The 18,546-nt window shown below is 63.8% G+C and carries 14 protein-coding genes and 2 rRNA genes; 5 read left to right on the top strand and 11 right to left on the bottom strand.

What is annotated here, in order from left to right:
* Positions 1 to 75: 75 nt before the first annotated feature.
* Together ACTWPB_RS06045 and ACTWPB_RS06040 are read right to left on the bottom strand one after the other, a co-directional pair.
* Positions 76 to 3,209: ribosomal RNA gene (locus ACTWPB_RS06045) — 23S ribosomal RNA — on the bottom strand.
* Between the two features lie 328 nt (positions 3,210 to 3,537).
* Positions 3,538 to 5,054: ribosomal RNA gene (locus ACTWPB_RS06040) — 16S ribosomal RNA — on the bottom strand.
* Together the 16S and 23S rRNA genes form the textbook arrangement of a ribosomal RNA operon.
* A gap of 407 nt (positions 5,055 to 5,461) precedes the next feature.
* Between ACTWPB_RS06040 and ACTWPB_RS06035 the strand changes: the two genes are divergently transcribed.
* Together ACTWPB_RS06035 and ACTWPB_RS06030 are read left to right on the top strand one after the other, a co-directional pair.
* Positions 5,462 to 5,653, top strand: coding sequence for a hypothetical protein (locus ACTWPB_RS06035; RefSeq protein WP_446224705.1), 192 nt, complete (start codon positions 5,462 to 5,464; stop codon positions 5,651 to 5,653).
* A 93-nt stretch (positions 5,654 to 5,746) separates the two neighbouring features.
* A complete protein-coding gene (locus ACTWPB_RS06030; protein WP_446224704.1) occupies positions 5,747 to 6,205 on the top strand; it encodes a MarR family winged helix-turn-helix transcriptional regulator in 459 nt (152 codons plus the stop codon).
* A 70-nt stretch (positions 6,206 to 6,275) separates the two neighbouring features.
* On the opposite strand, the gene ACTWPB_RS06025 is transcribed toward ACTWPB_RS06030, so the two are convergent.
* Together ACTWPB_RS06025 and ACTWPB_RS06020 are read right to left on the bottom strand one after the other, a co-directional pair.
* Positions 6,276 to 6,677, bottom strand: coding sequence for a DUF7144 family membrane protein (locus ACTWPB_RS06025; RefSeq protein WP_446224703.1), 402 nt, complete (start codon positions 6,675 to 6,677; stop codon positions 6,276 to 6,278).
* A 79-nt stretch (positions 6,678 to 6,756) separates the two neighbouring features.
* Complete coding sequence (locus tag ACTWPB_RS06020; RefSeq protein WP_446224702.1) at positions 6,757 to 8,256, bottom strand: flavin-containing monooxygenase; 1,500 nt, start codon at positions 8,254 to 8,256, stop codon at positions 6,757 to 6,759.
* Between the two features lie 99 nt (positions 8,257 to 8,355).
* Between ACTWPB_RS06020 and ACTWPB_RS06015 the strand changes: the two genes are divergently transcribed.
* The 3 genes from ACTWPB_RS06015 (at position 8,356) to ACTWPB_RS06005 (ending at position 11,540) form a co-directional block, all read left to right on the top strand.
* Complete coding sequence (locus tag ACTWPB_RS06015) at positions 8,356 to 8,910, top strand: YdcF family protein (protein ID WP_446224701.1); 555 nt, start codon at positions 8,356 to 8,358, stop codon at positions 8,908 to 8,910.
* Between the two features lie 67 nt (positions 8,911 to 8,977).
* Positions 8,978 to 10,606 carry a GMC oxidoreductase gene (locus ACTWPB_RS06010; protein ID WP_446224700.1) on the top strand — a complete coding sequence of 543 codons (1,629 nt, stop codon included), beginning with the start codon at positions 8,978 to 8,980 and terminating at the stop codon, positions 10,604 to 10,606.
* 172 nt (positions 10,607 to 10,778) lie between these two features.
* Positions 10,779 to 11,540, top strand: coding sequence for a VIT1/CCC1 transporter family protein (locus ACTWPB_RS06005; RefSeq protein ID WP_446224699.1), 762 nt, complete (start codon positions 10,779 to 10,781; stop codon positions 11,538 to 11,540).
* Between the two features lie 94 nt (positions 11,541 to 11,634).
* Here the strand turns inward: ACTWPB_RS06005 and ACTWPB_RS06000 are convergent, their stop codons facing one another.
* From ACTWPB_RS06000 to ACTWPB_RS05970, 7 genes are all read right to left on the bottom strand, one after another.
* Positions 11,635 to 12,276: a hypothetical protein gene (locus tag ACTWPB_RS06000; protein WP_446224698.1), complete on the bottom strand. Its 642-nt coding sequence runs from the start codon at positions 12,274 to 12,276 to the stop codon at positions 11,635 to 11,637.
* A gap of 125 nt (positions 12,277 to 12,401) precedes the next feature.
* Positions 12,402 to 13,361, bottom strand: coding sequence for an MlaD family protein (locus ACTWPB_RS05995; protein ID WP_446224697.1), 960 nt, complete (start codon positions 13,359 to 13,361; stop codon positions 12,402 to 12,404).
* Positions 13,358 to 14,413, bottom strand: a complete 1,056-nt coding sequence (locus ACTWPB_RS05990; RefSeq protein WP_446224696.1) for an MlaD family protein — start codon at positions 14,411 to 14,413, stop codon at positions 13,358 to 13,360. Before ACTWPB_RS05990 ends, ACTWPB_RS05995 begins: the two co-directional genes overlap by 4 nt.
* On the bottom strand, positions 14,410 to 15,507 hold the full coding sequence (locus ACTWPB_RS05985; protein WP_446224695.1) for an MlaD family protein: 1,098 nt from the start codon (positions 15,505 to 15,507) through the stop codon (positions 14,410 to 14,412). Before ACTWPB_RS05985 ends, ACTWPB_RS05990 begins: the two co-directional genes overlap by 4 nt.
* Positions 15,507 to 16,523, bottom strand: a complete 1,017-nt coding sequence (locus tag ACTWPB_RS05980) for an MlaD family protein (protein WP_446224694.1) — start codon at positions 16,521 to 16,523, stop codon at positions 15,507 to 15,509. Before ACTWPB_RS05980 ends, ACTWPB_RS05985 begins: the two co-directional genes overlap by 1 nt.
* Positions 16,511 to 17,515 carry an MlaD family protein gene (locus ACTWPB_RS05975; protein WP_446224693.1) on the bottom strand — a complete coding sequence of 335 codons (1,005 nt, stop codon included), beginning with the start codon at positions 17,513 to 17,515 and terminating at the stop codon, positions 16,511 to 16,513. The genes ACTWPB_RS05980 and ACTWPB_RS05975 overlap by 13 nt, the downstream gene beginning before the upstream one ends.
* Complete coding sequence (locus ACTWPB_RS05970) at positions 17,512 to 18,546, bottom strand: MlaD family protein (protein WP_446224692.1); 1,035 nt, start codon at positions 18,544 to 18,546, stop codon at positions 17,512 to 17,514. Before ACTWPB_RS05970 ends, ACTWPB_RS05975 begins: the two co-directional genes overlap by 4 nt.

Raw genomic sequence — 18,546 nt, 5'->3', positions numbered from 1 at the left:
ACCCAAAAGGGTCCTGTGTGAGTGTGCTGCAGTGTCTGTTGTTTCAGAAACCGCACAGTGGACGCGTAACACCTTTGTAGTAAGCCCTCGGCCTATTAGTACCAGTCACCTACACCAGTTACCTGGCTTCCAATTCTGGCCTATCAACCCCATGGTCTGTAGGGGGCCTTAACCCATCAAGTGGGAGAGAAACCTCATCTTGGAACAGGCTTCCCGCTTAGATGCTTTCAGCGGTTATCCCTTCCGAACGTAGCCAACCAGCAGTGCTCCTGGCGGAACAACTGGCACACCAGAGGTTCGTCCGTCCCGGTCCTCTCGTACTAGGGACAGCCTTCCTCAAGTTTCTTACGCGCGCGGCGGATAGAGACCGAACTGTCTCACGACGTTCTAAACCCAGCTCGCGTGCCGCTTTAATGGGCGAACAGCCCAACCCTTGGGACCTACTCCAGCCCCAGGATGCGACGAGCCGACATCGAGGTGCCAAACCATCCCGTCGATATGGACTCTTGGGGAAGATCAGCCTGTTATCCCCGGGGTACCTTTTATCCGTTGAGCGACACCGCTTCCACTTGCCGGTGCCGGATCACTAGTCCCGACTTTCGTCCCTGCTCGACCTGTCAGTCTCACAGTCAAGCTCCCTTGTGCACTTGCACTCAACACCTGATTGCCAACCAGGCTGAGGGAACCTTTGGGCGCCTCCGTTACATTTTGGGAGGCAACCGCCCCAGTTAAACTACCCACCAGGCACTGTCCCTGAACCAGATCATGGTCCGAGGTTAGAAGTCCAATACGATCAGAGTGGTATTTCAACGACGACTCCACCCGAACTAGCGTCCGAGCTTCACAGTCTCCCACCTATCCTACACAAACCGTACCGAACACCAATACCAAGCTATAGTGAAGGTCCCGGGGTCTTTTCGTCCTGCCGCGCGTAACGAGCATCTTTACTCGTAATGCAATTTCGCCGAGTCTGTGGTTGAGACAGCAGAGAAGTCGTTACGCCATTCGTGCAGGTCGGAACTTACCCGACAAGGAATTTCGCTACCTTAGGATGGTTATAGTTACCACCGCCGTTTACCGGGGCTTAAATTCTCAGCTTCGCCCATGACAGGCTAACCGGTCCTCTTAACCTTCCGGCACCGGGCAGGCGTCAGTCCGTATACATCGTCTTACGACTTCGCACGGACCTGTGTTTTTAGTAAACAGTCGCTTCTCTCTGGTCTCTGCGACCTCGTCCAGCTCAGTCCGTAAAGAACGTCACCAGACCAGGTCCCCCTTCTCCCGAAGTTACGGGGGCATTTTGCCGAGTTCCTTAACCACAGTTCTCTCGATCGCCTTAGTATTCTCTACCTGACCACCTGTGTCGGTTTGGGGTACGGGCCGTGTACCAGCTCGCTAGAGGCTTTTCTCGGCAGCATAGGATCACTGAATTCCCCTCAACGGGTACGCATCACGTCTCAGGATACGTGTGTGACGGATTTGCCTATCACACTCCCTACACGCTTACACCAGGTATTCCATCACCTGGCCCAGCTACCTTCCTGCGTCACCCCATCGCTTACCTACTACAGCCGGGGTCCTGTGCAGCCGTCATCCCCCTCGCCCGAAGGCTCAGTAAGACAACATTTGGACAGTTAGCACAACTGATTCAGCATTGGGCGCGGATACACGGGTACGGGAATATCAACCCGTTGTCCATCGACTACGCCTGTCGGCCTCGCCTTAGGTCCCGACTCACCCTGGGCGGATTAACCTGGCCCAGGAACCCTTGGTCATTCGGCGGACGAGTTTCTCACTCGTCTTTCGCTACTCATGCCTGCATTCTCACTCCCGTGGCCTCCACAGCTAGTTCACACTGCTGCTTCCACGGCCACAGGACGCTCCCCTACCCATCCACACACCTGGCCCTGCACGAATGCAGGACGGGTTATTGTGTGAATGCCGCGGCTTCGGCGGTGTACTTGAGCCCCGCTACATTGTCGGCGCAGGATCACTTGACCAGTGAGCTATTACGCACTCTTTCAAGGGTGGCTGCTTCTAAGCCAACCTCCTGGTTGTCTAAGCGACCCCACATCCTTTTCCACTTAGTACACGCTTAGGGGCCTTAGCCGGCGATCTGGGCTGTTTCCCTCTCGACTACGAAGCTTATCCCCCGCAGTCTCACTGCCACGCTCTCACACACCGGCATTCGGAGTTTGGCTGACTTCGGTAAGCTTGTGGGCCCCCTAGGCCATCCAGTAGCTCTACCTCCGATGTGAAACACGTGACGCTGCACCTAAATGCATTTCGGGGAGAACCAGCTATCACGGAGTTTGATTGGCCTTTCACCCCTACCCACAGCTCATCCCCTCAGTTTTCAACCTAAGTGGGTTCGGGCCTCCACGACGTCTTACCGTCGCTTCACCCTGGCCATGGGTAGATCACTCCGCTTCGGGTCCATAATGTGCGACTAGAGTTCGCCCTATTCAGACTCGCTTTCGCTACGGCTACCCCTCGACGGGTTAACCTCGCCACACACCGATGACTCGCAGGCTCATTCTTCAAAAGGCACGCCATCACCCCACACACTCAAGAGTGCGAAGGCTTTGACGGATTGTAAGCGCACGGTTTCAGGTACTATTTCACTCCCCTCCCGGGGTACTTTTCACCTTTCCCTCACGGTACTAGTCCGCTATCGGTCACCAGGGAGTATTCAGGCTTACCGGGTGGTCCCGGCAGATTCACAGCAGATTTCACGGGCCCGCTGCTACTCGGGTATCACTCACGAGAGCCAAGAAGTTTTCGTTTACCGGGCTATCACCGTCTATGGCAGGCCGTTCCAGACCATTTCAACTAACCACTTGGTTTCTTACTCTCGCCCAGTCCGGCAGAACTGAGAAGAATGACCCCACAACACCGCATACACAACCCCTGCCGGGTATCACATGCACACGGTTTAGCCTCATCCGCTTTCGCTCGCCACTACTCACGGAATCACTGTTGTTTTCTCTTCCTGTGGGTACTGAGATGTTTCACTTCCCCACGTTCCCTCCACACACCCTATATATTCAGATGCGGGTAACACGACATCACTCGTGCTGGGTTTCCCCATTCGGAAATCCTCGGATCTCAGCTCGGTTGACAGCTCCCCGAGGCTTATCGCAGCCTCCTACGTCCTTCATCGGCTCCTGGTGCCAAGGCATCCACCGTACGCTCTTAAACACTTACTAACAAAGATGCTCGCGTCCACTGTGCAGTTCTCAAACAACACACCCGCTCGAGACCGTGTTCCGAGATTGACTCAGCCAAACGGCCGGCAATGTCTCGAAGATCCGAGCGGATCGTTTGTTTTGCCTTGAAAAAACACTCGCGTGTTCTTTCAGGACCCAATAGTGTGTCGGTATATCACCACGGTCGAAGACATTGCTCCGACCTAGTGCGATGAGTTTGTCAGCGTTCCACCCATGAGCGTCCGCAGCCCTACGAATGAGGACTAAACGGTCTCTGCCAGAGATGTTCTCGACTATTCGAGACACCGTCTGGAGAATTGCTCCTTAGAAAGGAGGTGATCCAGCCGCACCTTCCGGTACGGCTACCTTGTTACGACTTCGTCCCAATCGCCGATCCCACCTTCGACGGCTCCCTCCACAAGGGTTAGGCCACCGGCTTCGGGTGTTACCGACTTTCATGACGTGACGGGCGGTGTGTACAAGGCCCGGGAACGTATTCACCGCAGCGTTGCTGATCTGCGATTACTAGCGACTCCAACTTCACGGGGTCGAGTTGCAGACCCCGATCCGAACTGAGACCGGCTTTAAGGGATTCGCTCCACCTCGCGGTATCGCAGCCCTCTGTACCGGCCATTGTAGCATGTGTGAAGCCCTGGACATAAGGGGCATGATGACTTGACGTCGTCCCCACCTTCCTCCGAGTTGACCCCGGCAGTCTCTCACGAGTCCCCGCCATTACGCGCTGGCAACATAAGATAAGGGTTGCGCTCGTTGCGGGACTTAACCCAACATCTCACGACACGAGCTGACGACAGCCATGCACCACCTGTACACCGACCACAAGGGGGCCTACATCTCTGCAGGTTTCCGGTGTATGTCAAACCCAGGTAAGGTTCTTCGCGTTGCATCGAATTAATCCACATGCTCCGCCGCTTGTGCGGGCCCCCGTCAATTTCTTTGAGTTTTAGCCTTGCGGCCGTACTCCCCAGGCGGGGTACTTAATGCGTTAGCTACGGCACGGAGTCCGTGGAAGGAGCCCCACACCTAGTACCCACCGTTTACGGCATGGACTACCAGGGTATCTAATCCTGTTTGCTACCCATGCTTTCGCTTCTCAGCGTCAGTTACTTCCCAGAGACCCGCCTTCGCCACCGGTGTTCCTCCTGATATCTGCGCATTTCACCGCTACACCAGGAATTCCAGTCTCCCCTGAAGTACTCTAGTCCGCCCGTATCGCCTGCAAGCTTAAGGTTGAGCCCCAAGTTTTCACAAACGACGCGACGAACCGCCTACAAGCTCTTTACGCCCAGTAATTCCGGACAACGCTCGGACCCTACGTATTACCGCGGCTGCTGGCACGTAGTTGGCCGGTCCTTATTCTACAGGTACAGTCACTTGCGCTTCGTCCCTGTCAAAAGCGGTTTACAACCCGAAGGCCGTCATCCCGCACGCGGCGTCGCTGCATCAGGCTTTCGCCCATTGTGCAATATTCCCCACTGCTGCCTCCCGTAGGAGTCTGGGCCGTGTCTCAGTCCCAGTGTGGCCGGTCACCCTCTCAGGTCGGCTACCCGTCGTCGCCTTGGTGAGCCGTTACCTCACCAACAAGCTGATAGGCCGCGGGCCCATCTCGCACCGATAAATCTTTCCACCCCAGAACATGCATTCCAGGGTCATATCCGGTATTAGACCCAGTTTCCCAGGCTTATCCCGAAGTGCAAGGCAGATCACCCACGTGTTACTCACCCGTTCGCCGCTCGTGTACCCCGAAGGGCCTTACCGCTCGACTTGCATGTGTTAAGCACGCCGCTAGCGTTCGTCCTGAGCCAGAATCAAACTCTCCGTTGAAGACTCTTAACTCACTCCCGAAGGAGCAAATCAGAAATATCTAAACTAGAGTCCGAAAACCTAGCAAAGCCAAACACCAGCAAAAAATTTCGCTGTTGTTTTTCAATGTCCAACTTCCTACCGACCGGGGGGTACGGAGAAGTTGGAACCAATATAAATATTGGCACTGACATTCATCGACACACTATTGAGTTCTCAAAGAACACACGCACACACTTCTGCCCACAACATCTCGTAGGGGTTTCGGTGAGGCAAGGGTTCGTACTTTAGCTCAAGACCAACCTCGGAAGCAAATCCCGGAGCATGTTGCCATGAACACATGATCAGTCAGGCGCTCATCGTACTACCTCGTGTCCCAGCCAGTGGCTGAGTCGGTGTCCGTGTCGCTCTGACTCGAATAAAGTTACGTGCCGACCAACGCGAAGTCAAATCGCCTGGAAAGTCTGGCGTTTCCCCAGGTCACGGCCACCACATTACTGCGGGTTCGGGCCGAGCGCTCGCCGTCGAACTTCACGAGCGATGGCGGCGACTTATTGGCAACCGATCGCCACACCCGCGACATTGTTGATCCGCTACACGCGTTCTACCTGGCGACATGATGCGACAGACGTAGACAGACCCGACGCCCCGATATACAGTTTGCCGACATTCAGCAATTCTTTAGCTATCGCACGGGTGGAAGGTGGGCCGAGGTGACGGAGTATCTCGACTCGGTCGAACGTCGCGCTTGGAGCGCGGTGGTCACCCTCTCGATGCACGTACCCAGCGCACTCGACGCACGACTTCAGCGCGAGTTCGGGATGACCCATTTCGAGTACCGGGTCATGGCCCTGCTCCACGATGCCCCGGAGCGCCGGATGCGGTTGAGCATGCTCGCGGTGCGTGGGCACGGGTCCATTTCCCGGCTCTCCCACGTGGTTTCGAAGCTGGAACGGGTGGGGTGGGCGCGGCGGGAGGCGGCGGAATCGGGGCGCGGGATCGACGCGGTACTCACCGAGAGCGGGCAGGCCAAGGTGCTGGCGGCGATGCCGGACTATCTCGTCGCGGTGCGCACGCTGGTACTCGACGGACTCGACGATCCGCAGAAGGCCGAGCTCGCGATGTTGGGCGAGCGGCTCTCGCTGCATCTTGTCCACATACTCGACTCCTGAGCCGGCTGCCGAAAGACGAACCACGCCGCCCCGATGACCGGGGCGGCGTTGCCGGATGGATCAGGACAGCTCAGACGTTCGGTCGCCAGGTGGCCACTGCCCAGATCACCACGATGTCGACGGCGATGATCAGGATCGACCACCACGGGTAGTAGGGCAGCCACAGGAAATTGGCGATGATCGACAGGGCGGCGATCACCATCGCCGATATCCGGCCCCAGGTCTGGCCGGCCAGCAGGCCGATCGCGATGATCACCGCGATCGCGCCGAGAATGATGTGCCACCAGCCCCAGCTGGTGAGGTCGAACTGGTAGATGTACTCCGGTCCGACGACGATGAGGTCGTCGTCGGCGACCGCGGAGATTCCCTGGAGAATCTGCAGGACACCGCCCACTGCCAGCAGGATGCCAGCGCCGATGGAGGTTCCTGCCGCGATTCCGTCGCGCAGGTGGTGCTGATTCGTGTCTGTCATCGCTGGGCCTTCCCGTGAGGTCAATGCCACGTGCCACCACGGCACACGACAACGGTAGGAACCCGGCGAGCCGCGCGCCTCACCCGTTGCGGGTGAACTCTCCTACCCGACGCGACACCGGCCGCAGTGTTTTGCCGAGGTCGGTACGCAGGGTGATCAGCGCGTCGAGCAGGTAGTTCTGCCTGACCTGCCACGGATGACGGTCGCCCTGCCGGGGGAACGCGGCGATCGAGCGCAGGACATAGCCCGCGTTCAGGTCGAGCAATGGGCGTTCGGCGAGCGCACCCTGGGGTTCGGGGACGACCGCGGCGCTGCCGGTGCGGTCGAGGTGGGTGAGGACTTTGCAGACCAGGCGGGAGGTGAGGTCGGCGCGCAGAGTCCATGACGCGTTGGTGTAGCCGACGCAGATGGCGAAGTTCGGCAGGCCGGTGAGCATGGCGCCCTGCCAGACGAACTGCTCGGCCAAGGGCACGGGGGTGCCGTCGACCGAGGGCGCGATGCCGCCGAAGGCCAGCAGGCGAAGGCCCGTGGCGGTGACCACGATGTCGGCCGGCAGCGTCTGCCCCGACACCAGGCGGATTCCCGCCGGGACGAAGGCGTCGATGTGATCGGTGACCACCGAGGCTTTGCCCTGTTTCATCGCCTTGAAGAAGTCGGCGTCGGGGGCGGCGCACAGGCGCTGGTCCCAGGGGTCGTAGTCGGGCGTGAAGTGTTCGGCGACGAGCTTGTCGTCTTTGAGGATGCGCGTGGTGAGGTCGGTGAGCAGTTTGCGCGCGGCGGCGGGGCGACGGCGGCAGAACTGGTAGAAACCGATGTTGAACAGGATGTTCTTGGTCCGGATCAGCCGGTGGGCGAGACCGGCGGGGAGCAGTGTGCGGATCTTGTCGGCCTGCTTGTCGCGGCCGGGAACGGGGCTGATCCAGGTGGGGCTGCGCTGCAGCATGGTGACGTGTGCGGCGTCGGCGGCGAGGTTGGGCACCAGGGTGACGGCCGTGGCGCCGCTGCCGATCACGACGATCCGCTTGTCGCGGGTGTCGAGGTCGGCGGGCCAGAACTGCGGGTGCACCACGGTGCCCGCGAAGTCCTCCTGGCCGGCGAAGTCGGGGGCGTGCGGCTGCTGGTAGTCGTAGTAGCCCGCGCAGGTGTAGAGGAAACCGCAGGTCAGGGTGCTCAGTTCGGGGCCGTCGGGGCCCTCGTGGGCGATGGTGAGCTGCCAGTGGGCCTGCGCCGATGACCAATCCGCGCCGATCACCCGGGAACCGAAGCGGACGCGCCGGTCGATGCCGTTCTCCTGCGCGGTCTCGCGGATGTAATCCAGGATCGCGGCGCCATCGGCGATGGAACGGGCCGCGCGCCACGGCTTGAACGGGTAGCCGAGGGTGAACATGTCCGAATCCGAGCGGATGCCAGGGTAGCGGAAAAGGTCCCAGGTGCCGCCGAGGTCGGCGCGCGCCTCGAGGATGGCGTAGCTGCGGTGCGGGTGCTCGGTCTGTAGCCGGTAAGCGGCCCCGATGCCGGACAACCCGGCGCCGACGATGACGACGTCGAGGTGTTCGGGGGCAACGGCGGAGTCGGTCATGGGCTCCAGTGTGCCTGGCGAAGGACCGCGGCAGAAGAGTGTGTGCCCGCTCGATCGCGCGACGGCGGCCACCGTCGAGATTTCGGTATCGTCGGTGCCGTGTCGATCTTTCGGCGTGCGGGATGGTTGCTCGTCGGCGCACTGGTCACCGTGCTTGCTGCCGCGTTCGCTGGATGGCCGGTCTTCGTGCACCCCCAGATCGACCCGTTGCGGCCCGCTGACGTGATCGTGGTCCTCGGTGGCACCGCCTACGAACGGTTCGACCTCGGCATCGAACTCGCCGAGCGCGGCCTTGCCCCCGAGGTGCTGATCTCGCAGTCCACCGGAGCCGACGATCCGGTGATGGACAAGTACTGCGGCGGCCGATTCGCCTTCCGGGTCTCGTGTTTCGTGCCCGACCCGTGGACCACCGACGGTGAGGCACGCGAAATCGTGCGGCGCGCAATGATTTACGGATGGCGCCACATCATCGTGGTCACGTTCACGCCGCATGTGTCGCGCGCCAGATACATCGTCGAGAAGTGCTACGACGGCGAGATCACCATGGTCGCCAGCCCGTCGGACTCCGGGCCGGCGTTCTGGTCGTGGATGTATGTGCGCCAATCCGCCGGGTACATCAGAGCTTTCGTCAATCAGCATTGCGAGACCGACTGACATCAGGTAGCCCGGCTCTTACAGTGAGAGCAGCACTACGGGGGCAGCGCTGGTGAGAGGACCGCCGATGCTTGTGGAGGATCTGCGCACGGTCGGAGACGACGCGCTGCACACCCAGATCTGCGTCATCGGGTCGGGCCCCGCTGGGCTGACGGTGGCCACCGAACTCGCCGCCGCCGGACTGCGCGTTCTGGTGCTGGAGAGTGGTGGTCACGAGATCACCACGGAGGAAACAGCGTTCGCCGCGATCGAGAGCATCGGCGCACCCCGCGCCGAGCAACACCGGATCGCGGGAAACCGGGTACTCGGCGGGAGCTCACACACCTGGGCCGGACGCTGCGGTGTGCTCGACGACCTCGACTTCGCCAACCGGCCATGGGTCACGCGGTCCGGCTGGCCGATCGACGCGGGCGCACTGCGGCCCTACGCCGAACGTGCCGCCGCGCATGCCGGGCTCGGGCACGGCGCCGGCTTCACCGAGGACGAGTTCTGGCCGCTGTCCGGGCGGCAAGCACCCGCTGACGCGCTCGACACCGCCTCCCTGCGTCCCTACTTCTGGCAGATCAGCCGCGACCCGGCCAACCGGTTCGACTGCAAACGGTGGGGTCCACACGTGCGTGACATCGTCGCGCCGACCGCGCGGGTGCTGGTGAACGCGACGGTGACCCATATCGACACCGATGCCACCGGCGCGCATGTGAATTCCGTCGAGGTGACCGGTGCGGGTGGGCGGGTGCGGACCGTCGAGGCGCGGATGTTCGTGCTGGCCGCGGGTGGGATCGCCACGCCACGGCTGCTGCTGGCCTCGCGGCGCACCGTTACCGGCGGGATCGGGAATCGGTACGACCAGGTCGGGCGGTACCTGATGGATCATCGCTGCGGGGTGGTCGCGACGCTGCGCCCCGCCGAGGCCGGGGCGGCGCTGGACCGGTTCGGCAGGTACGTGGTCAAGAGCGCGCGGGGTCGGCACACTTTTCTGCACGGGATGGCGTTGTCGCCCGCGCTGCAACGGCGCGAGTCGCTGGTGAACTGTGCGCTGTGGTTGCAGGAGGTCACCGCCGACGACGATCCGTGGGAGTCGGTGAAGCGGCTGTTGCGCGGGCGGGCGCGGTGGCACGACGTGCGAATCATGATGGCCGACACCGGACTTCTGCTCGACGGTGCGCGACGCCGGTTGGTCGACGGCGTCGGGATAGCGCATCGGCTGGCCGGTGTCGAGGTGCGGGCGATGGTGGAGCAGACCCCGGACCCCGACAGCCGCGTGCGGCTTTCCACGCGGACCGATCCGGCGGGAATGCCACTGCCGCAGGTGGATTGGCGGATCAGCGACCAGGAGGATCGGACGGTGCGGCGGGCTACGGCGTTGCTCGTCGGCGAGTTCGCGCGGCTCGGGTTGCCCGCACCGCAGGTTGTTCCCTCGGCACTGCCCGGCCGCACCGATCCCCTGCCGCTCACCGACTGGGCGCATCCCAGCGGCACCACCCGGATGTCGGCCGATCCGCGGCGCGGGGTCGTGGATCAGCACTGCCGAGTGCACGGGGTGGACAACCTCTACATCGCGGGTAGTTCGGTGTTTCCGACGAACGGGCACGTCAATCCGACACTCACCGTGATCGCGCTCGCGGTGCGCCTGGCCGACACGCTGCGCGCGGGACTGGCTGCCACTACTGATCCCCCGGTTGCCCGACGGAGCTGAGCGGATGGCCGACTCGACACCGACGATCTGCCCAATGCCCAACTCAGCCGAACACCTGGCCGGCTCGACACCCGACGGAGTCGATCTGCCGGGTGCCCACGGAGCCGAATGGGTGGCCGACTCGACACCGACGAGCCGATGATCTGCCGGTTGTCCGGGCTAGGCTGCGGGGGTGCCGGACTCGCCCACAGAGAACAGCAGTCCGAGCGAGACCGAGGGTGCGCCCCGGTCGGACCATCCGCACGAGCCGCATACCGAAGGTCTTGCGAGCCGCCTGAACTGGCTGCGCGCCGGAGTGCTCGGCGCGAACGACGGCATCGTCTCCACCGCGGGGCTGGTCGTCGGTGTCGCCGCGACCACGAACAACGCCCAGACGATCCTCACCGCGGGCATCGCGGGACTCGTCGCGGGGGCGATCTCGATGGCCGCGGGCGAATACGTGTCGGTGAGCACCCAGCGGGATTCGGAGAAGGCGCTGCTCGCCAAGGAACGCCGCGAACTGGCCGACGAACCCGATTTCGAGCTGGCCGAACTGGCCGGGATCTACGAGAAGAAGGGCCTCAGCCCGGCCACCGCGCGTACGGTGGCCGCCGAGCTCACCGCCCACGACGCGTTCACCGCGCACGCCGACGCCGAACTCGGCATCGACCCGCGCGCGCTGACCAATCCATGGGCGGCCGCGATCTCCTCGGCGATCTCGTTCACCTGCGGTGCGCTGCTGCCATTGCTGGCGATCGTGTTGCCGCCCACCGAATGGCGAGTGCCGGTGACGTTCGCCGCGGTGCTGATCGCCCTGGCACTCACCGGGTCGGTGAGTGCGCGGCTGGGCGGCGGCAATCGGGGCCGCGCGGTGTTGCGCGTGGTCGTCGGTGGGGCGCTGGCGATGGCGATCACGTATGGGATCGGCTCGCTCACCGATTCCGTGACCGGCTGAGTCGCGGCGCGGCGATCGACGGATCACGACCATGATCACCGACCGATGCTCGAGCCAATCAGCCAGGCCAGTCGCAATCCGACGACGACCGCGATCACACGACGGCTGCCGCCGGTGGGAGCAGAATCGGCGGGAGCGGGAACGGGAGTTGCAGAACCGGGGGTGGGGGTGGGGGTGGCGGTGGGGGTGGCGCCGGAGCCGGTTCGGGTTCGAAGACCGGTGGCGGTTCGACAGGCGGGGGCGGCGGCTCGAAAGCGGGCGGCTCGTAGACCGGAGGCGGCGGCGGGGGCACGAAGGCAGGCGGCGGAGGTGCCTCAACGGGCACGGGCTCTTGGACCGGCTCGGGTCCGGGCGGCGGTGGTGGTGGTGCTGGAGCCGGTACCGGGGGCTGGACATCGGGGGTGGTCACCGTGCATTGCCATTTGCCGTCGTTGTGGACGCGCCAGTGCGCGGTGATGCCACCGGCCGAGCAGTTTCCGCCGATCCGGCGGGCGGGCCAGGGTGGCGCGAATTCCTTGGCCTCGTCGGAGGCTTGTTGATCGGCGCCGGCGATCGGGGGTCCGTTGGCATCGGATCCCATCGGGTTCACCGACGGGTTGTCGGCACCCTGGTCGGCGCGCAGCACCAAACCGAGCGCGACCACCAGCGCGAGTATCGCGGCGAGTACCGCCGCGATCGCGATCATCCGAGTACTGCTGCCGGTCCGTGTTTCGGGACCCTCGCTGCTCTCTGCCATCGCACCGCCTCCGCGGACCAGGTCCCCCGTCCAGCAGGCTACCGCACGGTTGCTCGCAGGCCACCCGGCTCGGACGAAAAACCACTGGCCAGGGCAGATACCTATATACGATGGTTGCCAGATATTTACTTGATCGCGACCCGTACCTTCACCGCGTCGGCGTCGGTGTTGTGCAGAGCCTGCGCGATCAGCGCGCTCAGATCGAGCTGTGGCGCGGTGGCGGTGACCGATTCGGTGAGCGGGCGCAGTCCGGGCAGCAGTTCGGAGAGCTCGGGGCCGAGCTCGGCGAGCTTGGCGGTGAGCTCGGCGAGAAACGGCACGAGTCCGCCGTCGCGCAGGTATCTCTCCGGATCACCGTCTGCCAAGGCGACCCGAGCTACCGATGCGATGAACTTGTCGAGCACCTCGCTCAGGCGCACGAAGCCGGGCGAGGCCGCCGTGGTGGCCGGTCCGGCCCAGTCGATGTCACCGGAGACGTACTCGAAATTGTTCTGCAGCTCGGCGATCTGGGGCGCACGGCTCATGATGGCGGCGGCGAGTAGGTCGCCCGCCCTGGCAAGTTCCGGGACGACGTTCTCGGTGCCCGACATGGATCGACCGAGGGTGTCGACCAGCGAGCCGACCACCGCCGGATCGAGCTGGTCGACGGTCTTGGTGACCAATCGCGCCACCTCGGGAATCGACATCGGGGTCCGCACGTTCTCCCCGCGCAGGCGCTGACCGTCGGTCAGATAGGGGCCGTCGGCGCTGCGCGGCACGAACTGCACATACGGCTCGCCGAGCGAGGACAGATGTTCGATCGTGACGACACTGCTCATCGGCACTTTGTTCGCCGCGCCGAACCGGAAACCGACCTGCACGCCTCCGGTGGCCGAGGTGTCGACGGAAGTCACCTTGCCGATCTCGATGCCGGTCAGCAGGATCGGTGAACCCACGCTGAGCCCGCCGGAGTTCTGCACCTCGATCGAGGCGGCGGTGTAGTCGGCGAAGGGATCGACTCGCACCACACCGAAGGTCAGATAGCTCGCGCCGAGCACGGTGATGGCGGCGATGCCGCCGAGCGAGGCCAGCGTACTGATTTTCATCGGACCGCTCCGATCATGCGCAGCGCGGTGACGATCTGCTCGAGCTGGTCATCTCCCGACGCCTGCACGCCGGTGACATTCACCTTCGGGCCGCGCTCAGCGAACGGGATGATCTTGTCGCGCAGCAGCGCGGTCAACATGGCCATGTTGGTCGGCGAACGCAGGTCGGCCGAGCTGCCGACCAGCAGTGGCAGGAAGGCGGTGACGGCCGCGTCGCCCGAGTTCACCAGCGGGGCGAGCCAGGTCAGCGAACTACCGACCGGGCCGAGCGCGCTGAAGATCACCATCGTCTTGGCGATCGAATCCTGGGTGCCGGTCAACGCCTGCACCGCCTCCGGGGACAGGATGTTGGTCAGCTCTTTCGGAAGCTTGAGCATGACTTCGGCATTGCTGTTGATGCCGTTGATCAGCAGGTCGATCTGGTCCTGGTTCGCGGCCAGGTCGGCGGCGTTCGCGCCCATGACCGCCGCGATCCGAGCGGTCTCCTCAGTATCTTGTGGCATCACCGAGTTCACCCGCGAGACCATCTCCTGCAGCTGGCCTATCGCACCGCCCTGCACGAACAGCGCCATCGTGGCCATCGTGTCTTCCAGCTGAACCGGCGGCTTCGTCCGTTCGATCGGGATCGTGCCGCCGTCGCGCAGCAACGACCCGAAGCCGTCCTTCGGGGTGGTCAGCGAAATGTGGATGTCGCCGAGGATGGTGTCCTGGCGCAATTCAGCGATGGTCTGCGTCGGCAGCCGCACCGAATCGGAGATCTCCGCGTCGACGATCACGTACCCGCCGCGACCGGCAGGCGCGTCGGCGGGCTGAACCACCCGCACCGCGTCGACGATGCCGATCTCGGCGCCGTTGGCGATCACCTTCGACTTCGCGGGCAGATTCAGCGCGCTGCTGAGCTCGATCTGCACGCGGTAGGTCGGACCGGCGACACCCACACCGGGCACCGGCACATCGGCCGGGTCGAAACCGCAACCGCTCACTGCGAGGCCGGCGGCGATCAGCAACGCGATCGCGCTGCGCCGCATCGTCTTTCGTCGCTGCGCGTTCATCGGGCACCTGCCATTCCCAGCACGACCTGGACAAGATTCATATCGTTCAATCCCTGCGCCGGGTCGAGGCAGGATTCGGGGGTCAGTGCGTTCAGCGCGGCGCATACCTGGTCGGCTTCGCCGCTGGGCAGCGCTACCTTCGGCGGCGCGTAAGTGATCGCGGTACCGCCGGCCGGATCTGTCGCGCTGCGCAACGCCGTGGCCAGCGCGGGCGTCTTCAGCACGATCTCGCGCAGCGATCCGACGTTGGCGCGCAACAGCTTCACCAGGGGCACCGCGTTGTCGAGCGCACCGATCAACGGGTCGCCGAGGATCGTGGTGAAGTCGTTGAGCATCGGCAGCAACTCGCCGAGACCATCGAACAGCAAGGCCGCGGGACCGAGCAGATCCTCGTTGGCTTGGTCCAGCAGCGGCGCCAAACGGACCAGCATCGTCTGCAGGTCGCCCCAGTTCGCGGCGACCCGAGTCGATACCGAGGCGAACGCATCGAAAAGACCGACGAGGTGACCGATGTCGGCGTCGGGCTTGTTCATCGCCGAGCCGAGCTGGTGGATCAGCTCATTGATCCGCGGGCCGGAACCGGTGGTCGCACGGTCCAGTGCGGACAGACCGTCGGCGAGCGCACCGGGCTGGCCTGCCGTGGTTCCCGACAGTTCATCGGACAGGCTCGCCAGCGCGGTCAACGTCTCGGTGATGCTCTTGGGCGTCAGCGTTTTGGTGATGCAGGCATCGCCGAAGGGCCGAGTTTCCTTGCCGCTGGAAAGGATCGCCAGATTGCGGTCGGCGGCCACCGAATACGCGACAGTGGTGGCCGAGGCGTCGGCGTAGACCGGATAGTCGGCGTCGACGTCGAATTCGACGCGCACCTGGGCACCCTCGTTGCGAATCGCGGTCACCTCGCCGACGTCGATGCCACGCATCGTGACGTGGTTGCCGGGGTAGAGGCCGATCGCGTCCGGCATCATCGCGCAGTAGGACTCGGTCTTCTTCAGTGGATCGAAGGCGAAGACATAGCCACCGGCGACCAGCGCCGCGAGCACCGCGACACCCGCGATCGACATGAACGCCTGAGATCCGAGCAATCGTTTCAGCATCAGCACGCCTTCCCCGGCAGCGGCACACACACCCGCACCGCGGACTGGTCGACTACGACCCCGGCCTCGGGCGTCACCAGCTGGGACAATCTGGTCTGCAGGTCGTGCACGGTCCCGATGATGGGCTCGAGGGCACCGCTGAGTTCTTGCATCCGCGGCAGCGCGTCGGCCAGTGCCTGCGCCTGTGGCTTCAGGGTGGATTCCCAGCTGGGGGCGAGTCCCGCCAGCCGGTTGACCACGGCCAACAGCAGCCGGATGGCCTCGGCCAGTTCGGCTTTCTTGCTCAGCAGCAGGTCTTCGAGCACGTTGACGTTGTCCATCAGCCTGCCCAGATCGGACTTGGCGCCGTCGTAGGCGGAGATGTACTCATCGACGATCGCGATCGACTTCGACACTTGGTCACGCTGGCGATCGAACAGATCGACATACTTACCGACCACGTCGAGTGTGGTCCGCAGACTGTCCGGCGATGACTCGATCGCACTATTCGCGGCGGCCAGATTCTTGCGGACGGTGTCGCCGTCGACTTCGGCCAACGGTTTCGTCGCGTCCTGGAAAGTCTCGATCAGACTGTAGGGCAGCCGAATCCGATCGGCCGGGATCGCTTTCTCGCCCAGCGGCGCCGAACCGGCCGGGAACAGCGCGACATAGTTGCCGCCGACCACCGTGAGCATGCGGATGTCGAGCGAGGTCTTGTCACCGACGAACACGTCGGATTTCACCGTGAACTCCATGATCACCTTGTCGGGCTTCAGCGCGAGCGAGGTGACGCTACCGACGGAGATGCCGGCCAGACGCACGTCGTCGCCCTCGCGCACCGACTGGGCCTCACTCAGTTCGGCGGTGTAGGTGTGCTTGCCGAGGGGCACCACATAGACGATGCCCGCCGTGACGATGAACAGCACGACCAGGGTCACACCGATGATGCCCAAGCGCAGTTCGCGGGCTCGGGTGGTGGCCTCGTCCATGATCGGTCGATCACCGGCGAAGAGCCGGGGCAGCTTCAGCCGTTGCATATCGTCACCTTCTGTCCGGCGATCAGCATCTGCAGCGGCTGAGGTACCTCGGCGGTGCCGTTGCTGCAGTGCGGCGTGAAGTCGGCGAAACCGCGCGACAGCGACGCGTCCGCGGTGGCCAGCAGGCCGGGCAGGCGCCCGAACACCGCGACCGCGTCCTGCGGATTCGGGAACAGGCCGCGGATCATCGCGTCGATATCGGGGTTACCGCCCTCGGCCAAACCCAGTGAGGCGAGTAACCGGTCCAGCGGCGCGAGCACCGACGGCGCGGTCATCGCGAACTCGGCGATCCCGGCGATATTGCGATGCATCGACTCGTAGACGTCGGTGAGCCTGGCCAGCAGCGGCAGCAGGTTGCCTACGGTGCCGCCGTGCCGCTCGGCCATCAGCGAGATATTGCTGATCAGCGTGCTGATCACCTGCTGGCGGTCCTCGGCGTATCCGGCCAGCTCGTCGATTGCCGCCAGGGCGGGCCCGAGACCGCTGCCGTCGCCCTCGATGACGGCGAGCATGCTCGCGGTGAACTGGTTGATCGCCTCCGGCGACAGTGTCGCCAGGACCGGCTTCAACCCGCTGAACAGGCTGGTCACATCGAACGACGGGACCGTCATGTCGGCGCCGATACGCTCGTCGGGGGTCAGCCTGGTGCCCGGGTTCGGCGCTTGCTGCAGATCGATGTAGCGCTGACCGGTGAGGTTCTGGTAGCGGATGGCGAGCTTGCTGTTGTCGTAGATCGGGGTGTCGGTCTTCACCGTGAGGTGGACCTTCGCCTTGTCACCTTCGAGGCTGATCTTCTCGATCTTGCCCACCTGTACACCGAACATGCGCACGTCGTTGCCGACCTTGAGGCCGTTGGCATCGGTGAACAGCGCGTCGTGCGCCTCGGTATCACCGGATACCGGCCGCTTGATCAGGGTGAACACGAGCCCGAGCACGGCGATCATCACCAGCGCGAACACGCTCAGTCGCAGCGCGACACCGCGAATCTTCATCGCACACCGGCCTTTCCGAACAGCGGAACCGCGAGGGCGGGGACGCCACTGAGCTCGACCTCGAAGTTGAGCACCGGACCGTCGGGGCCGTCGGGCATCGCACCGCGCAGGTTGGCGAGCAGGGCACGGAGCTCGGCACCGCTGCGCTGCGGGTTGGGCGACATCTGCGCCAGCGCGTACAGCATCGGCGCGAGCATGTCGGTGGTCTCGGCGAAGTGCCCGCCCGCGGTCGTCAGGGTGGTGGTGAGGGCGGGCAGGAGGCTCCCGCCGAGCACGCCGACGCCGATGTCGTAACGGTCCTTGTCGACCTGGGTGATCCGGATGTCGCGCAGGATATCGATCGTCTCCATGGTGGCGCCGGCGAAGTTGCCGCCACCCTCGAAGGCCGGACCGAGCTTGCCTGCCAGGACCGAGGGAGCCACGTCCTGGTTGTCCGCGATGGTCTTGGCGAGGGTGATCATCGCCTGGACCAGCGGGGTGAACGCCTTGAAGTCGGCGGCCAGCTGGGAAATGACGGTCGCCATCTGCGGGCTGGTCACGGTCATGCCAACCTGGGACATGCTGCGCAGGATCGCGCTCATCGTCGCGTCATAGACCCGGCCGGAGTTCGCGCCGGTCAGATCGAGCACCGAGTCGGCGCGCAGCGGGGCACCGCCGGAACCGCGGCGCAATTCCAGTTCGGCGATACCGAACAGGTTGGTCGGGGCGTAGTCGATGGCGAGGCTGTCGTCGATGCCGTACAGGCGACGCTCGTCGAGTACCAGCGCGATCTGCTGGGTGCCGCGTTCGCCGGGCGTCACCTCCGTGACCTCGCCGACGGTGACACCGTCGACACGCACCTGGCTGCCGGCACTGATGCCGTCACCTAGGTGTTCGGTGTGCAACGCGATACGCAGACCCTCTTCGCCACGCAGATTCGTATAGGTGACATAGGCGAGCGCGACCACCGCGATCACGGCCAAGATGACCGCACCGGTCAGGCGCGAGGTGCGCCGATCGGCCGCGACGCCGGGCATTCCGTAGTTAGGCAC

The sequence above is a fragment of the Nocardia sp. IBHARD005 genome (assembly GCF_052814245.1).
Note: the sequence above shows the minus strand (reverse complement) of the source record. Positions and strands in the feature narration are given on the sequence as shown.